Below are 24,688 nucleotides of genomic sequence, written 5' to 3'. Positions count from 1 at the left end.
AGGTTTTTCTTTTTCCGATAATGAGCTGCATTGATGCAGCGATTTTGCCGGTATCCGCGATTCATGTGGATATCGGCTTTTTTTGTTATAAACAGGATAATGTGATTCGGACACTGGTATACATCCGACTATAGCTTGCCTTCGTTTGAGACATGTTCTAACAGGATGATGGTGAGCTGTAAGAGTGGCATCTTTAAAGGGGAAGGCAACACAAAAAGCTCTTGCTGATTGGAACCTCAGCAAGAGCTTTCGTATTAACAATGATTTAATTAACTGCAAGCGCAGTTCAGTACAGGTTTGCGGGCTGCGGTAGTCTCATCAAGACGAGTGACCGGTGTACCATAAGGTGCGTTCAGTACCAACTCAGGTGTCTCTTCCGCTTCTTTGGCAATCCGTATCATCGTATCGATGAACCCATCCAGCGTTTCTTTGCTTTCGGTTTCCGTCGGCTCGATCATGATGCATTCCTCCACGTTGAGCGGGAAGTACACCGTAGGCGGGTGATATCCAAAATCAAGCAATCGTTTGGCAACGTCCAGTGTACGTACACCATATTGCTTCAGTCCACGACCAGACATGACAAATTCATGTTTACATACGCCTGGATATGGAATCTCGTAGTAAGGTGTGAGACGTGCCATCATATAGTTGGCATTCAGTACCGCACATTCAGAGACACGGCGCAAACCTTCCGGTCCATAGGTACGAATGTAGGCATACGCGCGTACCAGAATACCGAAGTTGCCGTAATACGCTTTAACACGACCAATGGATTGATCGCCTTCACGGTCCAGTGAATATACACCATCATCATTCTTGATCACCATCGGTTTAGGCAGGAACGGGATCAAACGGCTCTTCACACCGACTGGTCCGGCGCCAGGTCCACCACCGCCATGAGGCGTGCTCATCGTTTTGTGCAAGTTCAGGTGCACCACGTCAAAGCCCATATCACCCGGACGGGTAATGCCCATAATGGCATTGGAGTTCGCTCCATCGTAATAAAGCAAGCCACCAGCCTGATGTACGATGGATGCAATCTCCTGAATGTCTTTCTCGAACAAACCAAGTGTATTCGGGTTTGTCAGCATCAATGCTGCCGTATCCGAACCGACTGCTGCACGGAGTGCATCCAGATCGACCAGTCCGTCTGCACGAGACGGAATCGTCACAGTTTCAAATCCTGCAACGGTTGCACTTGCCGGGTTGGTACCATGCGAAGAATCGGGCACGATGACTTTGGTACGTTGTTCGCCACGACCTTCGTGGTAGGCACGAATCATCATAAGTCCAGTCCATTCTCCATGGGCACCCGCAGCTGGTTGCAGAGTCACAGCATCCATACCTGTCAAACCTGCAAGGTCGTTTTGCAACGTATATAACAGTTCAAGTGCACCTTGAATGCTGGATTCGTGCTGGTACGGATGGATTTTGGCGAATCCATTATAACGGGCAACATCCTCATTAATCTTTGGATTGTATTTCATCGTACAAGAGCCCAGTGGATAGAATCCGTTATCTACGCCGAAGTTCCGGCGGGACAACGCAGTATAGTGTCGAATAACATCTATCTCAAACACTTCCGGCAGTGCTGCTGCTTCCGAACGGAGCATTTCCCGGGGAATCAACGTATCGGCAGCCTGACGAGGAACATCACATTCTGGCAAGGAATAAGCGACACGTCCAGGGCTGCTGAGTTCAAAAATCAATGATTGTTCCGGAGCAGGAGATAAGGTCTGTGCACTGAATGTTGTATCTGTCTCAGATTGAGCCGAAGTGGAGAAAGAGGTACCTGTTACCGATTGTCCTTGTACCGATGTTGTCGTTGTCGTCGTCGTTTCCTGAGTCACAGTGATCCCTCCAATGCTCGTGCGAATTCGTCAATCTCTTCCTTAGTGCGCCGTTCCGTAACAGCAATCAGCATATGTCCGGCAAGCTCCGGATAATCACGTCCGAGTTCGTAGCCACCAATAAAGCCTGCATCCAGCAGTTTCAACTGAAGAGTATCCAAGTCTGTTCCTTCAGGAAGTTTAATCACAAACTCATTAAATGTTGGTGCATTAAAAGTAAGGCCAACTCCAGGAATTGCAGTTAATGTATTCAGGGTGTAATGACTCTTTTGCAAATTCAGATCCGCGACATCGATCATGCCCTGTTTACCCATGATGGACATGTACACAGATGCGCTGAGTGCAAGCAAAGCCTGGTTGGAACAGATGTTGGATGTCGCCTTTTCGCGGCGGATGTGCTGTTCACGTGCTTGCAGTGTGAGTACAAAACCACGCTTGCCGTTGCGATCGGTGGTCTGGCCTACAATTCGGCCAGGAATTCGGCGCATATGAGGCTGGGATACGGCGAAATATCCGCATGTCGGGCCGCCGAGTGAAGCGGCGATGCCGAGGGGCTGCGCATCACCTACAACGATGTCAGCACCCAGCTTGCCTGGGGCTTCCAGCAGACCCAGCGATAGCGGGTTGGCACTTACAACGAGCAGGCCCTTGTGCGCATGCACGAGGTCGGCAGCCTGCTTCACATTTTCCACAGCACCAAAGAAGTTCGGACTCTGGATCATGACAGCAGCGGTATCGTCCGATATGGCGGCTTGCAGAGCATCCCAGTCAGTTACTCCATCCTTATAACCAATCTCGACAATCTCCAGACTTAATCCGTGCGCATATGCCTGCAATACCTGACGGGCTTCCGGATGAACGGTACGGGATACGATGAGCTGTTTGCGACGAGTTGCCGCTGCGGCCAGATTACCTGCTTCTGCAAAGGCAGTTGCGCCGTCATACATACTGGCATTGGCTACAGCCATACCGGTTAATTCACAGATGTAGGATTGAAATTCGAAAATGGCCTGTAGTTCACCTTGGCTGATCTCAGGCTGATAAGGTGTGTAGGCGGTGTAGAACTCGGAACGGGAAATGACATGATTGATAACGGAAGGAACATGATGATCGTATATGCCTGCGCCGAGGAAGCTGGCGTGTGTTTCGAAATTGGCGTTGGCACCAGCTTGTTTGGACATGTGACGTGTCAGCGCATATTCATCAAGTTTGGAGGATACGGGCAGCTCGCCCTGATAACGAATCTCCTGCGGAATGTCCTGAAACAGTTCCTCCAGCGTATCCACACCGATGGTTGCGAGCATGGCGCTCTGATCTTGCTCGGTCATGGGAATGTAACGGTGCTTGCTCATGCTTGATCAGCTCCTTGAGTAGGTGTCTTTGACGTACGTGTCCGTTTATGAAAAGGGGTCTTCACAACCTCGGCTTTTAGTTTCTTGCCGCGGATCTCAATCTCAAGCGGGGTTCCCAGCGCAGCGTATTTACTGTCGATGAGAGCAAGCCCCAGATTACGCTTCAATGTAGGTGATTGCGTGCCTGTTGTTACTTCACCAATCTGTACGCCTTCGGCGTAAATCGGATAGTGGGGGCGGGGAATACCACGCTCCAGCACTTCGATGCCGACCAATTTGCGGGCAGGCCCGTCATTTTTTTGCTGTAACAAGGCTTCGTATCCGATAAAAGGTCCGGCATTCAGCTTCACAAACATGCCTACGCCAGCTTCGAGCGGAGAGATGGTTGCCGACAATTCCTGTCCATACAGGGGGAGCCTTGCTTCAAAGCGCAGTGTATCCCGGGCACCAAGTCCGGTTGGTACGAGTCCGTGACCTTCTCCGGCTTGCATTAATCCATTCCAGACCACAGCGGCCTGATCTGCAGGTACATATAGTTCAAAGCCGTCCTCACCGGTATAACCTGTACGGGACAACAGTAATTTAACGCCGCATACCTCTGCCTGCTGTACAAAACGGAAAGGCTCAATCGAGGATATATCCGTATCTGTAACTTTCCCGATAATGTCTACAGCCAGTGGACCTTGCAAGGCGAGCAGCGCCGTCTGCTCCGAATCGTTGGTCATGCTTACGCCAGGGATCAGGTGCTCTTGCAGCCACGCCCAATCCTTGTCGATGTTAGAGGCGTTAACAACGAGCATGTAATGCTGATCTTCCAGCTTATACACGAGCAGATCATCCACCACACCGCCATCTGGGTAACACATCAGGGTGTACTGGGCTTGACCGGGAATCAGCGTGGTCACATCATTGGTCGTCATTTGTTGCAAAAAAACTTCAGCCTGCTCACCCTGTACTGTGAATTCGCCCATATGGGATACATCAAACAGTCCAGCACGCTCACGCACCGCTTCATGTTCTTTCTGGATTCCGCTAAATTGCACTGGAAGCTCCCAGCCTCCAAAATCAATGCACCGTACGCCTTCGTATTGCTGATACAGTGGGAAGAGTGGTGTTCTAAGCAAATCGGACATCAAATCACCTCGTCATGGGCCGTCAACCGGCCGGATATACAATCGTGGATCAATGAACCAGGGTATTTTTACATTTTTCAGCAGAGATTTTTCGTAGATAAGTATGGTAAGGCAGCTATGACAGCGCCGTTCTACATCCTGTTTTTCGTTTTTTGGGAAAAAGGAAAAGGACAGGCCAAAGAATCGGCATGCCAAGTAGCACGCTGTATTCTAAGGCTCTGTCCCTTGTACCTGAGAGTTACCCCGCTGCCTTGTGCAGCAGGTTTCCCCTTGGGTGATCATAACGCCCGCTCAGGGCGAATAGATGCTCTCCAGAGTTGCGTCCCGTAAAAGTCCTTTTGCCTGAGAGATTCACCCCCGCTTATCGGTGGTTTACTCCTTCGGCGTTACCTCATGTACATCCCGAATCGGGTGTCACGGGTAATCTCTCCCTTTACATTCATCCGCGGGTATAACATAGTCCAATAAACACATTTACTCCTCTCATTAAAACGTGAATCCACTACCGATGTCAAGAACGATGTCATATATCATAACTAAAAAACCGAATATTTAATTTATCTTAAATGTTATTGTTCGTGTATTTAAAAAGACTGCGCTTACTATTCTAATATTCACCAGTATATGAAGAAAGAGTGTAATCGGGTTACAGGATTTAGAGGTGATCAATAAATAAATTGTGAGGTATCTTGACATTTGAATCAAAAATATCATACGCTATGTTCTGGGAAAAAGGTTAAGGTCAAAGAACGCATGCACTCATTTAATGAAAAGCGAGGCGGATATCGATGAGCGAATTGAAAAGTGATTTCCTGTACAGTGAAGAGCACGAATGGGTGCAAACCGTAGGGGAGGATACTGTACGTATTGGCATTACCGAGTTCGCGCAGCATCAGCTGGGTGACATTGTGTTTGTGGAATTGCCTGACCTTGAAACCAATGTAAAAGCAGAGGACAGCATTGGAACGATCGAATCGGTCAAAACGGTTTCGGACTTGTTTTCTCCCGTCACTGGTTCAATTATTGCAGTGAATGATTCGTTGCAGGACTCCCCTGAACTTGTCAACAGCTCTCCATACGAGGAAGGCTGGATGATTGAAATCCGTGTTGAGGGAGATCTGACAGCAGCATTGTCTACATTGATGAATGCAGACGCGTATCGTAAACATACGGAAGAATAGTATCAACGAACTTGTACTTATTAACATACATTTTATAAACAAAATGAGATCTGCTTCATATTGTTTCGACCTGTGTGAGCCTGAGGCTTGCACAGGTTTTTTGTGCTTTCCGAGAATGGTTTCCAATGCGGATTGAAGCAGATTGTGGATGTGAATCGCCTGATTAGACCAAGCTATAGGTTAGAAATTGATTTTGGAAATGATAAAAGTCATAGGCAAGAAAAGCCTTGTGTACCAATGGGTTCAGCCATTATGCATCAATTAAAACGATTACATAACCTAATGTTGTCATCATTGTTCATGACGAAAGTACGCTTTCATTTCATTGAACAGGAGAGCATTCTCGCTTAGGATTACAGCAGGGGAGAAATGATACCCCTTTCATAAATCATAATGACTTGATCCAAGGAGGATAATACAATGAGTAATTTGGACCAATCGTCCAATTCCAAAGGTGGGCTACGGGTAGGTGTTCAGCGTTTTGGCCGATTCCTGAGTGGTATGGTCATGCCGAATATGGGAGCGTTTATTGCCTGGGGATTAATTACGGCTCTGTTCATTCCAACAGGCTGGTTCCCTAACGAGACGCTTGCGCAGCTAGTCGATCCGATGATCAAATATTTGCTGCCACTGTTAATTGGTTACACCGGGGGTACGATGGTGCATGGTCAGCGTGGTGGTGTCGTGGGTGCCATTATGACCATCGGGGTCATCGTGGGTAGTGATATCCCGATGTTCCTAGGTGCCATGATTGCCGGACCACTGGCAGCATGGATCATCAAAAAGTTTGATAAATCGATCGAAGGTAAAGTTAGAGCCGGATTTGAAATGCTGGTTAACAACTTTTCAGCCGGTATTATTGGCGGGATCTTGGGGATTTTTGCGCTACTGGGCATCGGGCCTGCTGTAGAAGCAATTAGCAAAGTATTATCTGCCGGGGTACAAGGCTTAATGAATCTTGGTTTGCTGCCGCTGGTCAACCTAATCATTGAACCAGGTAAAGTATTGTTCCTGAACAATGCAATCAACCACGGGATTCTGACACCAATTGCAACAGATCAAGCGAGAGAGTTAGGGCAATCCGTATTATACATGCTTGAATCGAACCCGGGTCCGGGACTTGGTATCTTGCTTGCTTACTGTTTCTTCGGACGCGGAATGGCCAAATCTTCTGCACCAGGTGCCGTTATCATTCATTTCTTCGGGGGAATTCATGAGATCTACTTCCCTTACATTTTGATGAGACCGATTCTGATTCTTGCCGCAATTGCGGGTGGCGTCGCAGGTACATTAACATTTATGCTCACCGGAGCAGGACTTGTTTCAGCACCATCACCGGGTAGTATTATCGCGTATTTCCTCTTAACACCGAAAGGTGGATACCTGCCAATGCTTGCAGGGGTGCTTGTAGCAGCCGTCGTTTCCTTCCTGGTAGCAGCAGTGTTGCTGAAAACGGGTAAACAAAAGGACGAAGATCTGGAGTCCGCATCCAGTCGGATGAAAGACATGAAGAGTCAAGGAACCGTGCCAAACGCTGGCATTACGGCTAATCATCGTGAAGCAGACAGAGCCGCAGATATGGCTTCTTCTACAGTCAAAACAGACGTGAAGAAAATTGTCTTCTCCTGTGATGCAGGCATGGGGTCGAGTGCCATGGGTGCTTCCATTCTGCGCAAGAAGATGAAGGCAGAGGGGATTGACGTTACGGTGACCAATACGGCTATCAGTGATATCCCGCCGGATGCAGATGTGGTCATCACACAACAAATATTAACCGATCGTGCCCGCTCCGTTGCGCCGAACGCAGAACATATATCCATCGACAACTTCCTAAAAAGCCCGGAATACGATGCGCTCGTTGAACGTCTAAAGTAATTGCACGCATTCGTTTTCCCTGAGCCGGAGGCTGAGATATGAGTATTACCAAAAGACAACGTGAAATCGTGGAGTTTCTGCTGGAGCATCCACATGAAGTCACTGCCGGCGAAATCGCCGTTGAAGTTAAGGTCAGTACCCGAACAGTTCACCGGGAGCTGCAAATGATTGAACAATGGCTTGAACCTTTGGGCATGAAGCTGGAAAAAAAATCAGGAACCGGTATCCGAATTGATGCCGGTTCCGATGATCTGGCTGTATTGCGCCATCAACTAGAGGGTAAAGAATATGTAGAGTTTACGCCGGAAGAGCGTAAGCTCTTCATGCTTTGCATCCTGCTGGATGAACCGGAGCCTGTAAAGTTACTCGCCTTGGCTTCGGATCTGAAAGTGACCGTATCCACCGTAACCACTGATCTGGACGATCTGGAGTCACGAATTCGTCAGGCGGGACTGAAGCTGGTTCGCAGACGTGGATATGGCGTCAAGATTAACGGAAGTGAGACGATTCATCGCACAGCCATAGCTGCACTTGCTCTCGAATTTCTGGATGAGTCCGACCTATTCGGAAGACAGCCAGAACAGGGAGGCTCCATCGTAAACCAAAAACTGTTGGATATGATTGGGCACGGTGATGTGCTTACGGTCGAGAATGCGTTATGGCAACCAGATATCGAATGGCTGGAGAACATCCCGGAACGCCAATACATGAAGTTGCTGATTCAATTATCCGTAGCGGTTGTACGGATTCGTAAAGGCTTTGGCATTGGCCGTATACCTCCCCTGGTGAACAAGGTAGATGAAGTCGCAGAGCAGGATGAAATGAAGGTTCCACCTTATATGGCTTCCCGCTTGTGTGGTGTGTTATCCACCCAGCTGGGGCTGACATTCTCCCAAGATGAGCAAGCTTATTTTCATAGACTATTAATTGAGACAGAGCAGCGGATTCACTCTTCGCGGCTGTTGCCAATAGACGACTTGATTTTACTGGACAGGGTACATTCACTGATTGATCAGATGCAAGCGAGAACGCATTACGCCTTTCATGAGGATCGTTTGCTTCGTGAAGGTTTGCTTGGTCACATGCAACCTGTAATGGAGCGAATTGAAGGACAACAGATGATTCGTAATCCGCTTTTGCAGCAGATTCGCAAGGATTATGATTCCCTCTTTGAAGAGGTTAAACAATCCGTGCATCAAGCTTGGCCAGGTACAGAAGTTCCTGATGAGGAAATTGGTTTCCTGGTCATGCATTTTGGAGCTTCCATCGAGAGGTTACGTGCATTGAAACGGGAGATCAGAGCGATCATCGTGTGTACAAGCGGAATTGGATCATCACGCATGCTTTCCAGCCGATTATCCAAGGAGATTCCCGAGATTCGGATCATGGATAGCGTGTCCTGGTACGAGGCTGCCCGGATACCTACAGATCAATATGATCTTGTCTTATCTACTGTTGATCTGCCGATGGATGAGCATCAGTATTACAAAGTGAGTCCACTGCTTACTGCGGAAGAGAGTGAACGTCTGCGTCATTTTATCCGAACAACAACATTACAACGACAGCATAATAAGCCCCGTGAAACAGAGGTTCAGACGACAAGTCGTTACTCTGACCCTGATGGAATGGAAGCTATTTTAGTTGAAATCGTCCGAATTATTGGCAAGTTTCAGGTGTACCCGCTGGATAATCAGGACATCGGGTTCTATAAAACGGTGTATGCGATGTGCAACGTACTCCATGGATCTGGTGTGCTAAAGGAACCGGGGGAGATCGCAAAACGGTTGGAGGCACGTGAGGCAGTGGGGAGTCAGAAGATTCCCGGCACAAGACTTGCGCTGTTTCATACACGCAGTGAGGGGATCTACAGGCCGTCCATTAGCTTGTTTCAGCTCACTGAGCCACTCCTTCGTACGCCGGATGATCCGGCAGGAGTTACCCATGTCCTCTTGATGCTCGGTCCCAGAGAATTATCCAAGGAAAGCCTGGAGGTTCTCAGTGAGATCAGCGCACTGTTATTGCAGGAAGAAATGATTACATTGCTGGAAAAGGGAATTAGGGATGAACTCATTCATTACCTGTCCCAGGAACTTGTTGGATTTTATCGCAGTAAAACCGAAATTGGAGGTCAACCATTATGAGTATGTTAACAACAGATAAAGTCATCATGAATGCGACGGCTCAGGACAAATACGAAGCGATTCGTATGGCAGGGCAGATTCTGAAGGATGCAGGACATATTACCGCTGATTACATTGAGAAGATGATTGAACGGGAAGAGATTGTCTCGACCTATGTAGGGAACGGCTTGGCTATTCCGCATGGTACAAAGGAATCCAAAGCTTTCATTTTATCCACAGGTATCTCTGTCATTCAGTATCCACAAGGTGTTGATTTTGGCGAAGAAAAGGCTTATATGGTCATTGGTATCGCGGCTCAAGGCGGGGAACATATGGAGATCCTGACTAGCATCGCGGTGATCTGTGCTGAGGATGAGAACATGGAGGCACTGCGTCTAGCCAAAACAGCAGAAGAAGTTATCGCAATTCTGGAAAGTGAAATGGAGCTATGAAGGCCCTACACTTTGGCGCAGGTAACATTGGACGCGGGTTTATCGGATTGATCCTCTCCCGTGCGGGTTATGAGGTGGTTTTCTCCGACGTCAATCAGACCTTGGTAACAGCTCTCCAGCAACGGGGGCAATATACGGTGGAACTGGCTAACGAGAGCAAGGATCAGGAGACCGTCACAGGTGTAAATGCAATCGATGGAACCCAACTGGAGACGGTTGCCCAAACCGTTGTGGAAGCGGATCTGATTACAACTGCAGTGGGCGTGGGTGTGCTGAAACATATTGCACCAGGTATTGCGAAAGGACTTGAGAAAAGATTAAATTCCGGTCCTGCTCAAAACCCGCTTCACATTATCGCTTGCGAGAACGCCATTGGAGCCAGTACACAGTTGAAAGAGCATGTATATGCTCTGCTTGATGAAAAGGTACGTTCCCTTGCGGATCAATACGTTTATTTTCCAGATTCAGCCGTAGACCGGATAGTGCCTATTCAGCATCATGAAGACCCGTTGCATGTACAGGTGGAGCCTTTTTACGAGTGGGTGGTGGATCGTTCCCAGATGGCTCCTGCATTCAAACCGGTTGAGGGCATTCTATATGTCGATGATCTGGAGCCGTATATCGAACGGAAGTTGTTCACTGTTAATACAGGACACTGCGTTGCAGCTTATATAGGTAATGTGCACGGGTATGACACGATTCAGAAGGCTATTGCCGACGAGAAGGTGAAATCGATTGTATACGGTGCTTTGCAGGAAACCGGAAAAGTTCTGGTGAAACGGTTTGCATTCAACCCGGAAGAACATGAGCAGTATATTGTCAAAATATTGGGACGGTTTGTCAACCCGTATCTTACCGATGAGGTTACTCGAGTAGGTCGTTCCCCGCTGCGCAAGTTGTCTCAAAATGATCGTCTGGTTCGCCCGGCCCTTCAGGCATATGCGGATGGAACTGATACGACTTATCTGGCTATGGGTATGGCAGCAGCCTGCAAGTTCGATGTCTCCGATGATCCGGAAGCAGTTGAACTGCAGAACATGATCCGCCAGAAGGGGATTACAGCTGCACTGCATCATTATACGTCCATGGATGAGCATCATCCGGTGCTTGAACAGGCTGTTGCTCAGTATAACCAAATGTAAGAACAGTAGCAGCCAGCTAACAGTATAGATGAGGCATAATGAAGAAGAGCCATACAGTTGTTAACTGTGTGGCTCTTCTTTTTGTTGGCTTTTATCGGCATATTCGTCCAAACAGCGTTGACATATGCACGATTTTCGGCGCTGCTCTGGCGGAATGCGGTCAAACACACCCTCGGGGAAAGTAGCCCGGTTACACCAGCATTCCGAATGAGGATGTCCTGCGGCATAGGAACAGCGATTAGCTTCCCCGCATAATGGGCAGACAAGAACATCGATATGGATGTGCTCTTGATCGTCTTGTTCTGCAGACATTCAGTTCTTCCCTCCCTGTGCAATAGCTACGAGCTGAAGTTAAACATACTGGTCCCCAGTATAACAGAAATGTGCCGGTGATTATGGATTTCGCTCTGTATATATGACTTCCAGTTCACCACATCTGTTTCTCCCATCGGCTATTCTTCAGGCGGTAATTCGATCTGTAGGCCTTCCACATGTTTGCGTCCCATCAACTTACGCTTCTTTCGATTTTCCTTTGTTTCTAGCACAATGTCCAAGTCATAATCGTCACCCGGATAAAGCTCATCGGCTGATATATGCAGGGTCAGGCGTTTCTTATGGATTTTGACTTTGCGTCCTCGCAGCATGACCCCGATATTTCCACGGCTATCCTCCACATCACAGACGATGCCCGACTGATTAAGATAGGCCGCATACACCCGATCCCCTTTGCGAAAAGTTTTGGCAGGAGCAGGAGAATCCGACTCTCTAGTTGTTGTCTTTTTGTGGGGACCGATTGAATCCTTTGACTGTTTCGACTGGTTCCGCTTGGATAACTCTGCTGGGCCGTCTGCTTCTGCAACGGAACGATCAGGCGTCAGGGCCGGATTTTCCAAAGGAGGTGATGTGAACACGAATGTACGATCTCTTGAAATACTTTGATTGGACAGGGACTTGGATCGCTCGATAATTCGCTGTGGCATGCCCAGCTTTAATGCGATGGAATAAGCATAGCTCTCACCAGCTTCTCCGATACGTAATCGATACAGCGGCTGGAGAGAAACGGTGTCAAATTCCATACGGGCATTTTCGAATCCTGGCGTGGCAGCTGCAAAATGTTTAATTTCACCAAAATGTGTTGTCGCTACAACGGTTGCTCCGCGGCTGTGAAGTTCCTCCAGCATGGCGATGGATAGTCCAACACCTTCACCGGGATCTGTGCCGGAAGCCATCTCATCAATGAGCACCAGAGTTGACGCATTGGCCTGTTCCAGTATGCCAATCATATTGCGAATGTGTGCAGAGAATGTACTGAGTGCTTGTTCCAAACTCTGCCCGTCACCAATATCAACTGCTACCTCGTTATAAACAGCCATCTCGCCACCTTCCTCCACCGGAATAAGCAAACCCGATTGCATCATCAGGGTTAACAAACCAAGTGTTTTGAGTGCGACCGTTTTACCCCCTGTATTCGGGCCCGTTATAATGAGCGACGAGTACGTTTTGCCGATTGCAAAATCAAGGGGGACCATGGAAGAACCCATGAACGGATGACGTGCACGTTGAAGGCTAATGTGGCCCTGAGTATTGACTCGAACGGTACGTCCGTCCATGGTGGCCGCATATTTGGCTTTGGCAAACAGGAAGTCCAATACACCTACCGTTTCGGTGTTCAGTGCGATTTCACGGTTATACGATTCGGCCAGGGAGGTTAAATCACCGAGAATTCTCATCTCCTCTCGGGACTCCTCCGCTTGTAGAGCGGCCAATTCCATCTGTAAATTTACTAATTCAACAGGTTCGATATATACGGTTTGCCCGCTCCCGGATTCATCCAGTACACTGCCTTTCACCTGTTTACGGAACTCTTTCTTAATGGGCAGAACCGTTCTTCCTCCCCGTTGGCTGATGACATGTTCCTGCATAATGGAGCGATGTTTACTCACCAGAGAATCAAGTTTTCGTTTCATGCGTTCCGCATTGACCGTTATTTTTTTACGAATACGAATGAGTTCCTTGCTCGCCTGATCCTGAATGCGTCCACTATGGATGCAGCGCTCAATCTCACTCAGCAAAGGTTCGATCAGAATCATGGATGCTGCATAACGACTGACGGTGGGAGCGGCCCCAGATTTGCCCTCCATGTACTTCATGAGTTGTGCACAGCTCCGCAGGAACTGAGCGAGATGACTGAAGTCGCGTTCACTGAATAGATAACCGGTGCCAAGCAGATCCATAATGGTTTCCATTCCGTCGAGTGAAGGGAGGGGAATACTGGCCCCGAAGCGAATCAACGCAGCCGCTTCTGCAGTTTCTTCCAGGCGAATCTGAATAAGGTGAGCATCTACCATCGGTTTTAGTTCTCTCGCATAACGTTTGCCCAGGTAAGACAGGGCGCAGTTTGCAACGTTTTTTTGAATTTGTGGATAACCCAGACTGTTTAATGTGTTTTCATTCATGCGTAATCTCTCCTTGAATTTGAATTGTAATTTCAGTTGATGCGCTGAAACATATTCCTGGAAAACGCAAAAAGGGCGGAGAATGAACAAACGTCATTCTCCGCCCTAAACATATGGGAAAGCAAAGTCCACTACAGGTCTATATTAAAAAATCCGCGCTGAACTCAGCGCGGAAATAGACCCGGACAATGACAATCCCGGAGGCGATTTATGATATCCGCTGTTCTTAACTAAGTACAGGGATCTGGCGCATCATGAAATACACGTATGCCATATGGGCACAAGCGCAATGAAAGGCCAAACTCCTGAATATGAAACTTGGTTAGTTAAGAACATTCACCGACATTAAAAATCTCTCCTTTGATTGAGGAATATGCAACCAATATAAACTGGAAATTGGTTTGAAGTCAACCTTTAGAATAAATGAGTGGACTTGAATAAGAATGGGTTTTAAAATAACAATAGTAAAATAATCCAATGAAAGCGATTTAATTTAATGAACATATGTATAAAGGAGGATGCTCTTCTTGCCTAAGTATTTACTGCGTTTGCTCTGTTTTACCCTGATCCTCGGAGCCCTTCCGGTCATTGTTATTGGTTCGGTCTCGTATACGATTGCATCACGTGACATTGAACAGAAAGTGCGTGAGAGCAATCTTCAGATATTACATCAGACCCAAATGAGGGTAGAACAAGTTCTGCGCAGCCTGCAATTATCATCCATCCAGTATGTTAATTCGCCCCTGGTACTACAAGCGATGAAGAAACCACTAGACAGCAGCGAGTTTCAGGAGATTCGTGATCTGACATCCGGTTTTAACAACTTGCAAGCGGTTACGAACATTGACCAAGCCTATCTGGTTAATCTGGATGAAGATTGGGTCGTGTCCATGCGTTCTTTTGGCAAATTGGATGATTTCAGCATTCGAGACCGAATTGGCTCCTACCTAAGTTATACCAACAGCCTGTTCTGGGTCACTCAGAATGCCAGTTCAGCCAAAGAAAGTGTACCTGTGTCAGCAGGTATGGGTGAACTAACACCCGAACAGGCACCTACCCTTATATCATCGGATAATGTGGTCAGTATGGTATTCAAAATCCCGATGATACCAACCAATGTGAAACCAAAGGGATTTCTTGTAATTGATATCGCCGATACGGAACTGAGTACCTACTTGAGCCGAAATACGAATTCTGGAGATATGTACGTTCTGGATCGGGAGCAGAAGTATTTTCTGAACGATATGCAGCAAGGCGGGAAATATGACGCGCTGAATAAGGAAATTCAGGAAATGGTACAAACGACGGCCCAGTCAGAGGGTTTCTTCAGTGCGGAGGTGGAAGGTAATCAAGTGGCGGTTAGTTATAGGCAATCTCCGCTCAATGGCTGGTTATACGTGTCCGTTGTATCTCTTGGACAGATTACGGCCCAGTCACAGAAAATTGCATTGGTTACCGGTATCGCTACACTGGTCATGTTATGTGTAACGGGATTGTTCGCCATATACGGCAGTCGGCGGATGTACTCACCGATCTCCAGACTGCTGCAATTTACGAAGGGGTTGGATTCCCCAGTTGCTCCGTCAGGACGCCGACAGGATGAATTTATCTATATTGAGGAGCAATTGTCAACCTTGTTCAGCTCGGAGAAAACGATGCGTGAGCAGATGAAGGGGCAGCATGTGCACCTCCAGGAGTTTTTTATGACCAAACTGCTCACAGGCAAAATCTCGGAAGAGGATTTCAGATATCAGGGAGAATTGTACGATTTCCCGACAGGGTGGGCAAATCTTGGCGTACTCATGCTCCAGATCGATACCTTGGAAGGGACACGATATGAGGAACAGGATCGCGATCTGCTGCTGTTTGCTGTCAACAATATGGTAGGTGAGCTACTCCCTTCGGCAGTTCGGTTCACCCCGGTCATGCTGGATGATGCTCAGGTCACCGTACTTGCCTCCGAACTCACGGATGAGGTGAAGCTGAAGGAATGGATGCATACCCAGGCAGACTGGATTCGCGAACGTGTCGTGACTTATCTGAATCTGCCCGTAAGTATCGGTATCAGTCGTTCCTACGCTTGTATCGGCGATACGCCAAGAGCTGTTCAAGAGAGCCGAGAGGCTCTGCAGGGCCGGGTAAGTCTGGGCAGCCGTATTATTTTGCATTACGAGGATATTCAGCCACGTGGTCAGATGGAGGCCGCGTTGTATACCCAGTTACGTATGATTGAGGATCAGCTTGCGTCTGCGCTCAAGCAAGGAGATGAGGAGAAGACGGACGCCTACTTTAAGCAATATTTGGGGCTGCTTGCAGACAAAAAACTCCATTTCAGTGAATACCCCGTCATTATGGTTCAGTTATTGTCTCGTGTATATCAGCTTGTGCAGGAGCAAGGTGGAGATGTGGCTGAAGTACTGGGTGAAAAAGCATCCATGTCACATTTGCTGAAGTTGTCCACATTGGACGAAATGACCAATTGGTTCCGCAAGCGGCTGTTCCTGCCCGTCATTCGTTTCTGGCGAGAACAGGAAGAATCCCAATACATGAATATTGCGAGACGCATGATTCGCTTGATCGAGGAACGTTATGACCGTGAATTATCGCTGGAAGCCTGTGCCGCGGAGCTTAATTTCCATCCTGTCTACTTAAGTCGGGTATTCAAGAAGGAAGCGGGAGTTAATTTTACAGAATATCTCGCAGAGTATCGTATGGAAAAAGCGAAGACCTGGCTGCAAACAACAAATCTTAAAATATCAGAGATTGCCGAGAAATTAAACTATACCAATCCAACCGCTTTTATCCGTACGTTTCGCAAAATCACAGGAACAACCCCCGGCAAGTACCGGGAGCAGCAGCGATAAAACAACCTGCTCTGCCCGCCATGGCAGGCAGGCTTTTTTATGTTCGGATGAAGGAAGAAGACCACTTTCCTCTATGAAGTTAAGACAGGAATATGGAGGTTGAAAGCAGTCCATTGCGCCTTTAGATTCTGTGAGGGAAATGGACTAAACCCTTGCTACATAAGGAAAAACAAAAGGCTAAAACGAGACGATAGCCAGTCATTCGTTTATCCTCCACAATGAAGACATGAATTCAGGAAGTGATATTTTGTAATCGTTTCCAATGTGGGGAGGAAGACAATATGAAAGCCGAAACGGCGGCTCGAACACGGCCCGCTACCCGCAGTGACAAAAACCTGCTGTGGAGGGACATTATCAAAAACCGGTGGCTGTATATCATGTTAATACCAGGTGTGCTTTACTTTGTTATTTTCAAATACATACCCATGTATGGCATCACGATGGCTTTTCAGGATTACACGCCTTACAAGGGCATCTTGGGAAGTGACTGGGTAGGGTTCAAACATTTTCAGCGTTTCTTCGGAGAACCGCAGTTCTGGACATTATTTCGGAATACCTTTTTACTTGCCATTTATAACATTGTATTCTTTTTCCCACTGCCGATTGTACTGGCACTCATGATGAATGAAGTTCGCCGTGAACGGTTCAAACGATTTGTACAAACGCTTGTCTACGTTCCACACTTTGTTTCCTGGGTTGTTGTTGTCGGTGTGTTCTACATGCTGTTCACAACCGAGGGTGGTGCGATTAATGAATTGCTCTATAACCTGACTGGACAAAAAGTGGCGTTCCTGCTTGAACCCGGATGGTTCCGAACGATGATTGTTGGACAATCCATCTGGAAAGAAGTTGGTTGGGGCACAATTATCTTCCTGGCGGCGCTTTCCGGTGTGGATACACAGCTCTATGAAGCTGCACGGATTGATGGTGCCAATCGCTGGCGCCAAACCTGGCACATTACGCTGCCTGCGATTCGCAGTACAATCGTCATTTTGCTCATTCTGCGTCTGGGCAATTTCCTGGATACAGGCTTTGAACAGATCTTCCTGATGCTGACTCCGACAAACCGGGATGTGGGCGAGGTATTTGATACCTACGTGTACACGAAGGGGCTTACACAGGCACAGTACAGTTATAGTGCTGCTGTCGGATTGTTCAAATCGGTTGTCGGGCTGGCACTTGTCCTTGGTGCCAATACGCTGGCCAAAAAATTCGGGGAGGAAGGCGTCTACTAACTCTCGGGAGCAGACGTTCTTCACCAGACAGGAGTGAACATTAAGATGCAACAGGATAAAACGTGGGGCAACCGGATCTTTGATTTTGTGAATCACGGCTTGCTGCTGTTGATTGGTATCGTAACGGTCATCCCGTTCATTTATATTTTGGCTGTCTCATTTACCAGTCCGCATGAAGTGGCTAAGGGAGGATTCATTCTTTTTCCAAAAGAGTTCTCTCTGGCCGCATACCGTTACATTTTCTCTACAGATACCTTGATTCGCAGTCTGGGTGTATCGGTCTATATTACGGTGATTGGTACCTTCATCAACCTGCTGTTTACATCACTTATGGCATATCCGCTCTCCAGAAGATATTTGCGTGGACGCCAGCCAATTTTGCTGGGTGTATTGTTCACGATGCTCTTCAGTGGCGGGATGATTCCAACATACTTTGTCGTGAAATCTTTGCACCTGACGGATACGTTATGGTCGCTGATGCTGCCTACCGCTATTAGTGCATTTAACTTGATCGTACTCAAAAACTTCTTCCAGGCCATTCCCGACGAACTGGAGGATGCAGCCAAAATTGATGGATGTAACGATGTCGGCGTATTGTTCCGGATTGTTCTGCCTTTGTCCATGCCAGCGATGGCGACATTTTCACTCTTTTACGCGGTGGCCCACTGGAACAGTTTCTTCAGCGCTGTTATCTATATCAACGATAGTGAGAAGTGGCCTGTTCAAGTCTGGCTGCGTGAGATAGTCATTCTGGCACAGAGTCGAATCGGAGACACGAGTATTGAAGAGACCGAGATCCAGCCGCTTACCATTCGCATGGCGGTTATCGTATTCTCCACAATCCCGATTATGCTGGTGTATCCATTCCTGCAAAAGCACTTTGCAAAAGGAGTGATGCTGGGTTCGGTGAAAGGTTGAGTCGTCACATGGTTCAAAGTCAGTTCAATATGACTGCATAAAAAAGGGAGGTTTTCATGTTATGAAAGCAACAAAAAAGAAAGCCGTAGCTGTCTTGAGCACACTGGCACTGGTGACAGGTTTGCTGGCAGGATGCGGATCAGACGAGGGTCAGGCTGCCGAGAGCGGCGTACAAAATGTGTCCATAGCCATTGCACAGGTGGGTGATGTGCCAAGCAAAGGCAATGAAGTTCAGCAAAAGATTGAAGCGTATACCAATACCAAACTGGATATCCAGTGGATTCCGGCTTCGGCCTATAATGACAAAATTAACGTGATGATCGCTTCAAGCGATATGCCGAAAATTGTGAAAGTGCAGTATAACCCGACCGTGACCAGCGCGATGCGTAATGACGTGTTCTGGGAAGTGGGGCCTTTGCTGAAAGACTACAAAAATCTGTCGGCACAGAACGAGCGTTTTTTTGACAACATCAAGGTAGAGGGCAAAATCTATGGAGTTCCTGTATTCTCCGATATCGCGCGGGCTACAGTGATCTATCGCAAGGACTGGTTCGAGAAGTTGAATCTTAAGGTGCCAACAACACCGGATGAATGGTATGAAACGATTAAAACACTGGCCACCTCCGATCCGGATGGAGACGGTCAGGATAATACGTTTGGACTGATGCTTTTCAAAAAATATAATGAGGACCAATACTCCTTCACAACGCGCCTTGGCGTAAGTTTTGGTGCTCCTAACAAGTGGAAGGTCGAGGATGATGGCAGCTTCACGCCGGAATTCATGACACCGGAATATATGCAGGTGCTGGATCTGCTGAAACGTTTGTACGATGAGAAATTGCTAAATCAAGACTTTGCCGTATTCGACTCTACGGAAGCGGAGAAAAAGTATGATTCCGGTGTTGTCGGTATCCGTGTTGGTGTTGCTCAGAACGGAAAAAGTCAGCAAGAGCGTTTGTCCAAAAACAATCCGGATGGTGTGGTAGACATCGCTGGTTTGCTTGGGGCGAACGGAGATCGTGTTGCAGGACAGACGGGTAACTCCGGCATTCTGGCATTCCCTAAGTCAACGGTGAAATCGGAAGAAGAACTCAAAAACCTGCTCTCCTTCCTGGATAAACTGATGGACCCTGAGATGGCGACCCTGTTGATGCGTGGTATGGAAGACAAACATTACACCAAAGTGGGCGAAGATCAGGTGGAGATGAGTGACTTCGATGCATTCCAGCGTGAAGTGAAACCTTACCGTGACAATCTTCCTTATGTCGAAGGATATAACGTACCAAAATTGAAGGACACCGAACTGGGTGAAAAAGGTACGGCACTTGCCAAGGAACTGGCGGAGCATGCTGTGCCAAACCCTGCGCTGACGTTATATTCTCCAACGTATGGTGACCGTGGGGCGGATCTGGATCAAGTGATTGCCGATGCACAGACCAAATACATTATGGGTAAGATCGATCAAAGTGGCTGGGAGAAGGAAATCGAGAATTGGGGCAATGCTGGTGGAAACAAGATTCGTGAGGAATATGCCGAAGATTATAAAAAACAGGCTCAATAAAGAGCCGGAAGCGGAGGCTTGATCATGAAGGAAACACTGCAACTCACATCGGTGCGCATGGCACAGCAATTCATGGAAAGTTATCGCAACCATGAGCTGTACGCCACTTGGCATTACGAGAACGGCTGCTTTTTGAAAGCATTGGAGGAGCTGTATACACACACGGGGGAGCAAAAGTATTTTGACTACATCCGTGAGCTGATGGATCATTTTGTTCAGGAAGATGGCTCCATTCGATCCTATACGATCGAGGAATATAATCTGGATCAGATTAATCAGGGTAAATCGTTGTTCCTGCTGCATGAGAAAACGGGAGAAGAAAAGTATCGCAAAGCTGCGGAGTTGCTTATGACTCAGCTCAAGGGACAGCCACACACAAGTGAAGGCGGATTCTGGCATAAAAAGATTTACCCTTTCCAGATGTGGCTGGATGGATTGTACATGGCCACTCCATATCTGACCCAGTATGGCGCAGTGACAGGCGAAGAGAAGTGGTTTGACAAGGCGGCTCTGCAGCTTTTGTTGGTGGAGCAACGCACACGTGATCCGCGTAGCGGTCTCTTGTACCATGCTTGGGATGAGAGCAAAGAGCAACGCTGGAGTTCGGGAGAGACCGGATGTTCTCCACATGTCTGGAGTCGGGCGATGGGCTGGTATGTGATGGCGGTTGTGGATACATTGGATCACCTCCCCGTAGATCATCCGCAGCGCGGGCAGATTGTGGGTATCTTCGAACGGGTAGCAAACGCACTAGTGCATGTGCAGGATCAGCAGACCGGACTATGGCCACATTTGTTGGATCAACCGGGACGTGAGCGGAACTATCTGGAGGCTTCTGGGACCTCGATGTTTGTCTATGCATTGGGCAAAGGTGTGCGTAAAGGATATCTGAGTGGCAAGTTCAAAGCGGTTGCGGAAAAAGGATATCAGGGTCTGCTACAGCATCTGCTGCAAACGGACCGTGAAGGCGTGCTGTCCCTGACGCAGTGTAATGGCGGAGCCGGTCTCGGAGGAAGCCCGTATCGTGACGGGTCCTACGAGTATTATGTGACCGAGTCCATTCGGATCAATGATCCGAAGTCGGTCGCTCCGTTCATTTTGGCGGGAGTGGAGATTGAACTTTACAAGTCCAACTAACATGTACATGAGAACGTAGAGGACAGAAATAACTTGAGGAAGCGAAGCGTTCGCCTAAAAGCTTTCTGAAAGAAAGCTGCATCGGAAGCATAGGCTTATCCCCGGATTTTCCCCTTTGTTTAGAAGGGAATCAAAAAATCTGGGGATAACAGCGATCTGAAGGTTGTTCTGTCATCGGAGTGGTCTGTGTACATAACCTTATCCAAAAGGAGAGATGGTTCATGAGTCCAAAAGGTCCAATGTCCCGTTTAGGCGGAATCGTTGTAATTGGTGCAATGTCCGCTGGATTGCTTGCAGGTTGCGGGGGAGAAAAAGCGCCTGCTGCAGGGGAAGGTAAACTTCCCATTTCCATCTCTTTAATGCAGGTAGGTGATATACCGGCCAAGGAGAACGGGATTGAGCAGAAGATTGAGGAATATACGAATACGGATGTCAATGTACAGTGGATTCCGCAGTCTGCTTTTGATGATAAAGTGAACGTTATGGTTGCTTCAGGCGAGATGCCTACCATTATGCGTGTGAATTATGTACCGACAACGTTTAATGCCGCCAAAACGGGATTGTTCTGGGAACTGGGGCCATACTTGAAGGATTATAAAAACCTGTCTGCCCAATCCGAAGCTTATTTTAACAATATCAAAATTGAAGGCAAGGTTTACGGTATTCCAAACTTCCGGGATATTGGACGGACTGCGATCGTGTATCGCAAAGACTGGTTCGATACATTGAAGCTGGACATACCCAAAACGCTGGATGACTGGTATGAAGTGATGCGCTCTATTCGTAAAGATGACCCTGACGGGAATGGTAAGGAAGATACGTATGGTACACTGCTCTTCAAAAAGTATAATGAGGGTGTCTCTTCCCCGCTGACGCGGATCGCTGTAAGTATTGGCGGCGTTAACAAATGGGGTGTGGACGATGCTGGGAGATTGACTCCGGAGTTCCTGACCACCGAATATGTGGATACGATGAAGCTCTTCAAGCGACTGTTTAGCGAGGGATTAATTAATAGTGACTTCCCTGCGCTGGATCCTTCTGATGCGGACAAAAAAATGGATTCGGGCCTAGTTGGCATGAAGCTGAATGGTGTGGCCCAGAACGGAAAGTCCTCTCAGCAACGGCTTACGCCTAATGCTCCGGACGGAGAGATTGATGTGGCTCCGTTCCAAGGAACCGATGGTATTCGTATCGCCGGAGAGCCAGGAAACTATGGAATGCTGGTCATCCCGAAGGCATCCGTTACGGATGAGGAGCAATTGAAACAAGTTCTCACGTTCCTGGACCAGTTGATGGATGAGGAATTAAGCACGTTGCAGCTCCGTGGATTGCTCGATGTGCACTACACCAAGACTGCGGATGGGAAAACCGAACTCAAAGATTTTGACGCTTATCAGCGTGAAGTGAAGCCATATCGTGATAATTTGTTAAGCATTGAGGGTTATAATGTGCCTGAACTGGTTGATGTTCCCATTGGTATGAAAGGTACAAAGATGGCGCGTGAGAATGAGCAGTACGCCATTGCCAATCCGGCACTTACATTATCTTCGGCGATCTATACCGAGCGTGGTCAGGAGCTGGACCAGATGATCTGGGATGCGCAGACCAAGTACATTATGGGTAAAATCGATGACGCAGGTTGGGAGCAGGAAATCGCAAGCTGGAGAAAAGCCGGTGGTGATCAATTGATCACGGAACTCGAAGCGTCCTATAAGGAATTGAACGGAAAATAAAGCTGGCTGAAATAAAAAAAGGTTGATCAAATGGAATGATATGGTTTATTCTATGAGTGAGTTCATTTTTCCAATATCATAAGAAAGACCACACCCTTAAAGCATAAGGCTATGAATCTGCGGATTCATGGCCTTTTTTTGTGTTTTAGGCGAATGAAGTGGGTCTATGGAAGGAGCGTTGCACGCCTTGAAGTGATGGGGATGGTCGAAAAATAATACCAATAGCCTAGTACAACATGGTAGAATATTGATTATTATGACAAATTTAGGTTTTGGTTATGAAGAGAAGTGACTAGCTTGACCAAGTAAAGCATCCCCATACTAAGGTACATAGGAGCGTGAGTAGATTGAAGAAACGAATTGAAGGTCATGAGAAGAAGAAAAAACGGAATGTTTGGATCGTCGGATTGGTAACGACAGCTGTATTGGCAGCAACACTATTACCGATTGGCCCCGTACATTTGACGTCAACAGCGAATGCTGCATCGGGAACAAGTGATACTGCTCTTAGCAAGTTCAAAGATATCAAGGGTCACTGGGCTCAAGCGACAATTGCCAAAGCTTATGAAAAAAATCTGATCTCTGGTTACCAGGACGGAACGTTTCGTCCCAATGGCAAAATCACGCGTGGGGAATATGCGACAATACTCGCCCGCGCGACTGGACTAGAGAAGGTAGAGGGGCAGAATCCCTTTGCTGATCTCAAGGGACATTGGTCTGAAGCGGCGGTTAACCAGCTTGTAGGACAAGGGTTCATTAACGCTGGCGATTACGCCAAAGGATTCAATCCAAATGCGGAGCTAACGCGTTACGAGATGATGAAATGGATTGCCAATGGACTGATTAAGTCCGGAACCAGCTTCCAGGATGCTTTTAACGATTCAAAAAATACGCTGCTTCCTACACCGGAAGTGAATCGTGGCACGATTCGTGCCGAGCAGGTTCCGTATCTTGCCCTTGTTCGTGGGACAGGTATTGTCGGTGGATTCCAGGATGGCACATTAAAACCAGCGGATTCCACCACTCGTGCAGAAGTATCAGCCATTTTGCTGCGTTATATGGATGTGGAGGGCACGGATGCCGGGAAGTACAGTGATCTGAATGAAATGAGAGAGGTCGGCACGACGGGTACGAATTTAACGACAGTATCAAATTACAAATATATTAAAGGTAACTTCGGAGATATAGTTAACACAGAGTACACATTGAAAAATAATGTGGGGGTCGTAAAGTACCATAGATTTATCGTAGTGGATACCCGAGGGACTAAACCCAAGGGACTGTACGCCACGTTATTTGTAGATCAAAATAACTTGACTAGGGCACAAAAGGAGCGCTTCTCTACCTACGCTGAGATAACGTTTACTTCTAGACTTGATAAGTCAAATCTTTTAAATATTGCTAGAGCGAATGATAATATAGCTATTCCAATTCAACGATTATTTAACGTGAGCTATTTGAAAGAAAAAGGGTTTATTACTTTACCAGACGACTCAAACGCAATGTTGAAGCAAGGGGTATCTTCCAAATTTTGGTCATCACATACTCTGGATCCTGTAAAGGGAGGATATATGTTAAAGAATGATGCTGGTAAAGAAGTTCAAATCTATCAATAGAACTTTTGGTGGTGTTTAAATTTAATATTAAACGTTATCTACTAGGTGGTTTTAAAAGTTTAT

At 47.4% G+C, this 24,688-nt stretch carries 17 protein-coding genes and 2 riboswitches; of the genes, 12 read left to right on the top strand and 5 right to left on the bottom strand.

Annotated features, from left to right (window positions below):
• Positions 1–269 precede the first annotated feature (269 nt).
• The 3 genes from gcvPB to gcvT form a co-directional block, all read right to left on the bottom strand.
• Positions 270–1,709 carry an aminomethyl-transferring glycine dehydrogenase subunit GcvPB gene (gene gcvPB / locus MKY87_RS08735; RefSeq protein ID WP_340967406.1) on the bottom strand — a complete coding sequence of 480 codons (1,440 nt, stop codon included), beginning with the start codon at positions 1,707–1,709 and terminating at the stop codon, positions 270–272.
• A 137-nt stretch (positions 1,710–1,846) separates the two neighbouring features.
• On the bottom strand, positions 1,847–3,202 hold the full coding sequence (gcvPA, locus tag MKY87_RS08730; protein ID WP_340963992.1) for an aminomethyl-transferring glycine dehydrogenase subunit GcvPA: 1,356 nt from the start codon (positions 3,200–3,202) through the stop codon (positions 1,847–1,849).
• Positions 3,199–4,335, bottom strand: coding sequence for a glycine cleavage system aminomethyltransferase GcvT (gcvT, locus tag MKY87_RS08725; protein WP_340963990.1), 1,137 nt, complete (start codon positions 4,333–4,335; stop codon positions 3,199–3,201). Before gcvT ends, gcvPA begins: the two co-directional genes overlap by 4 nt.
• Positions 4,336–4,551: 216 nt before the next feature.
• A riboswitch (glycine riboswitch) is annotated at positions 4,552–4,652 on the bottom strand.
• A gap of 3 nt (positions 4,653–4,655) precedes the next feature.
• A riboswitch (glycine riboswitch) is annotated at positions 4,656–4,778 on the bottom strand.
• A gap of 345 nt (positions 4,779–5,123) precedes the next feature.
• On the opposite strand from gcvT, the gene gcvH reads away from it, so the two are divergent.
• From gcvH to MKY87_RS08700, 5 genes are all read left to right on the top strand, one after another.
• Entirely contained in the window at positions 5,124–5,516 is a 393-nt protein-coding gene (gcvH, locus tag MKY87_RS08720) for a glycine cleavage system protein GcvH (protein ID WP_047844042.1), read from the top strand.
• A 420-nt stretch (positions 5,517–5,936) separates the two neighbouring features.
• Positions 5,937–7,391, top strand: a complete 1,455-nt coding sequence (locus MKY87_RS08715; protein ID WP_339789481.1) for a PTS mannitol transporter subunit IICB — start codon at positions 5,937–5,939, stop codon at positions 7,389–7,391.
• Between the two features lie 38 nt (positions 7,392–7,429).
• Positions 7,430–9,532, top strand: coding sequence for a BglG family transcription antiterminator (locus MKY87_RS08710; RefSeq protein WP_340963986.1), 2,103 nt, complete (start codon positions 7,430–7,432; stop codon positions 9,530–9,532).
• The gene (locus MKY87_RS08705) at positions 9,529–9,963 is read left to right on the top strand and encodes a PTS sugar transporter subunit IIA (protein WP_017686856.1); all 435 of its coding nucleotides are present in this window, start codon (positions 9,529–9,531) and stop codon (positions 9,961–9,963) included. The genes MKY87_RS08710 and MKY87_RS08705 overlap by 4 nt, the downstream gene beginning before the upstream one ends.
• The gene (locus MKY87_RS08700) at positions 9,960–11,105 is read left to right on the top strand and encodes a mannitol-1-phosphate 5-dehydrogenase (protein WP_339789488.1); all 1,146 of its coding nucleotides are present in this window, start codon (positions 9,960–9,962) and stop codon (positions 11,103–11,105) included. The genes MKY87_RS08705 and MKY87_RS08700 overlap by 4 nt, the downstream gene beginning before the upstream one ends.
• Positions 11,106–11,165: 60 nt before the next feature.
• On the opposite strand, the gene MKY87_RS08695 is transcribed toward MKY87_RS08700, so the two are convergent.
• Positions 11,166–11,417: a cysteine-rich CWC family protein gene (locus MKY87_RS08695; protein WP_133385867.1), complete on the bottom strand. Its 252-nt coding sequence runs from the start codon at positions 11,415–11,417 to the stop codon at positions 11,166–11,168.
• Between the two features lie 140 nt (positions 11,418–11,557).
• Positions 11,558–13,561 (bottom strand): endonuclease MutS2, encoded by a 2,004-nt coding sequence (locus MKY87_RS08690; protein WP_340963980.1) that lies wholly within the window; start codon positions 13,559–13,561, stop codon positions 11,558–11,560.
• 527 nt (positions 13,562–14,088) lie between these two features.
• Here MKY87_RS08690 and MKY87_RS08685 point away from each other — a divergent pair.
• The 7 genes from MKY87_RS08685 (at position 14,089) to MKY87_RS08655 (ending at position 24,625) form a co-directional block, all read left to right on the top strand.
• Positions 14,089–16,425, top strand: coding sequence for an AraC family transcriptional regulator (locus tag MKY87_RS08685; protein WP_176872517.1), 2,337 nt, complete (start codon positions 14,089–14,091; stop codon positions 16,423–16,425).
• 281 nt (positions 16,426–16,706) lie between these two features.
• Entirely contained in the window at positions 16,707–17,660 is a 954-nt protein-coding gene (locus tag MKY87_RS08680; RefSeq protein WP_017686861.1) for an ABC transporter permease, read from the top strand.
• A 45-nt stretch (positions 17,661–17,705) separates the two neighbouring features.
• Positions 17,706–18,578 (top strand): carbohydrate ABC transporter permease, encoded by an 873-nt coding sequence (locus MKY87_RS08675; RefSeq protein WP_133385864.1) that lies wholly within the window; start codon positions 17,706–17,708, stop codon positions 18,576–18,578.
• 61 nt (positions 18,579–18,639) lie between these two features.
• Positions 18,640–20,139: an extracellular solute-binding protein gene (locus MKY87_RS08670; RefSeq protein WP_340963977.1), complete on the top strand. Its 1,500-nt coding sequence runs from the start codon at positions 18,640–18,642 to the stop codon at positions 20,137–20,139.
• A gap of 24 nt (positions 20,140–20,163) precedes the next feature.
• Positions 20,164–21,276 carry a glycoside hydrolase family 88/105 protein gene (locus tag MKY87_RS08665; RefSeq protein WP_340963975.1) on the top strand — a complete coding sequence of 371 codons (1,113 nt, stop codon included), beginning with the start codon at positions 20,164–20,166 and terminating at the stop codon, positions 21,274–21,276.
• A 221-nt stretch (positions 21,277–21,497) separates the two neighbouring features.
• Positions 21,498–23,009: an extracellular solute-binding protein gene (locus MKY87_RS08660; RefSeq protein ID WP_340963973.1), complete on the top strand. Its 1,512-nt coding sequence runs from the start codon at positions 21,498–21,500 to the stop codon at positions 23,007–23,009.
• Positions 23,010–23,356: 347 nt separating this feature from the next.
• On the top strand, positions 23,357–24,625 hold the full coding sequence (locus MKY87_RS08655; RefSeq protein ID WP_340963970.1) for an S-layer homology domain-containing protein: 1,269 nt from the start codon (positions 23,357–23,359) through the stop codon (positions 24,623–24,625).
• Positions 24,626–24,688: the final 63 nt, after the last annotated feature.

It is taken from the genome of Paenibacillus sp. FSL R7-0198 (assembly GCF_038000415.1).
Classification (GTDB): domain Bacteria; phylum Bacillota; class Bacilli; order Paenibacillales; family Paenibacillaceae; genus Paenibacillus.
The sequence above is the reverse complement of the archived record's forward strand: the minus strand, read 5'-3'. Positions and strand labels throughout refer to the sequence as shown.

Excerpts from the sequence above, each read along its gene's own strand:
- gcvPA (WP_340963992.1), bottom strand. The coding sequence starts at position 3,202 with ATGAGCAAGCACCGTTACATTCCCATGACCGAGCAAGATCAGAGCGCC.
- gcvT (WP_340963990.1), bottom strand. The coding sequence starts at position 4,335 with ATGTCCGATTTGCTTAGAACACCACTCTTCCCACTGTATCAGCAATAC.
- gcvH (WP_047844042.1), top strand. The coding sequence starts at position 5,124 with ATGAGCGAATTGAAAAGTGATTTCCTGTACAGTGAAGAGCACGAATGG.
- MKY87_RS08715 (WP_339789481.1), top strand. The coding sequence starts at position 5,937 with ATGAGTAATTTGGACCAATCGTCCAATTCCAAAGGTGGGCTACGGGTA.
- MKY87_RS08710 (WP_340963986.1), top strand. The coding sequence starts at position 7,430 with ATGAGTATTACCAAAAGACAACGTGAAATCGTGGAGTTTCTGCTGGAG.
- MKY87_RS08705 (WP_017686856.1), top strand. The coding sequence starts at position 9,529 with ATGAGTATGTTAACAACAGATAAAGTCATCATGAATGCGACGGCTCAG.
- MKY87_RS08700 (WP_339789488.1), top strand. The coding sequence starts at position 9,960 with ATGAAGGCCCTACACTTTGGCGCAGGTAACATTGGACGCGGGTTTATC.
- MKY87_RS08695 (WP_133385867.1), bottom strand. The coding sequence starts at position 11,417 with ATGTCTGCAGAACAAGACGATCAAGAGCACATCCATATCGATGTTCTT.
- MKY87_RS08690 (WP_340963980.1), bottom strand. The coding sequence starts at position 13,561 with ATGAATGAAAACACATTAAACAGTCTGGGTTATCCACAAATTCAAAAA.
- MKY87_RS08680 (WP_017686861.1), top strand. The coding sequence starts at position 16,707 with ATGAAAGCCGAAACGGCGGCTCGAACACGGCCCGCTACCCGCAGTGAC.
- MKY87_RS08675 (WP_133385864.1), top strand. The coding sequence starts at position 17,706 with ATGCAACAGGATAAAACGTGGGGCAACCGGATCTTTGATTTTGTGAAT.
- MKY87_RS08670 (WP_340963977.1), top strand. The coding sequence starts at position 18,640 with ATGAAAGCAACAAAAAAGAAAGCCGTAGCTGTCTTGAGCACACTGGCA.
- MKY87_RS08665 (WP_340963975.1), top strand. The coding sequence starts at position 20,164 with ATGAAGGAAACACTGCAACTCACATCGGTGCGCATGGCACAGCAATTC.
- MKY87_RS08660 (WP_340963973.1), top strand. The coding sequence starts at position 21,498 with ATGAGTCCAAAAGGTCCAATGTCCCGTTTAGGCGGAATCGTTGTAATT.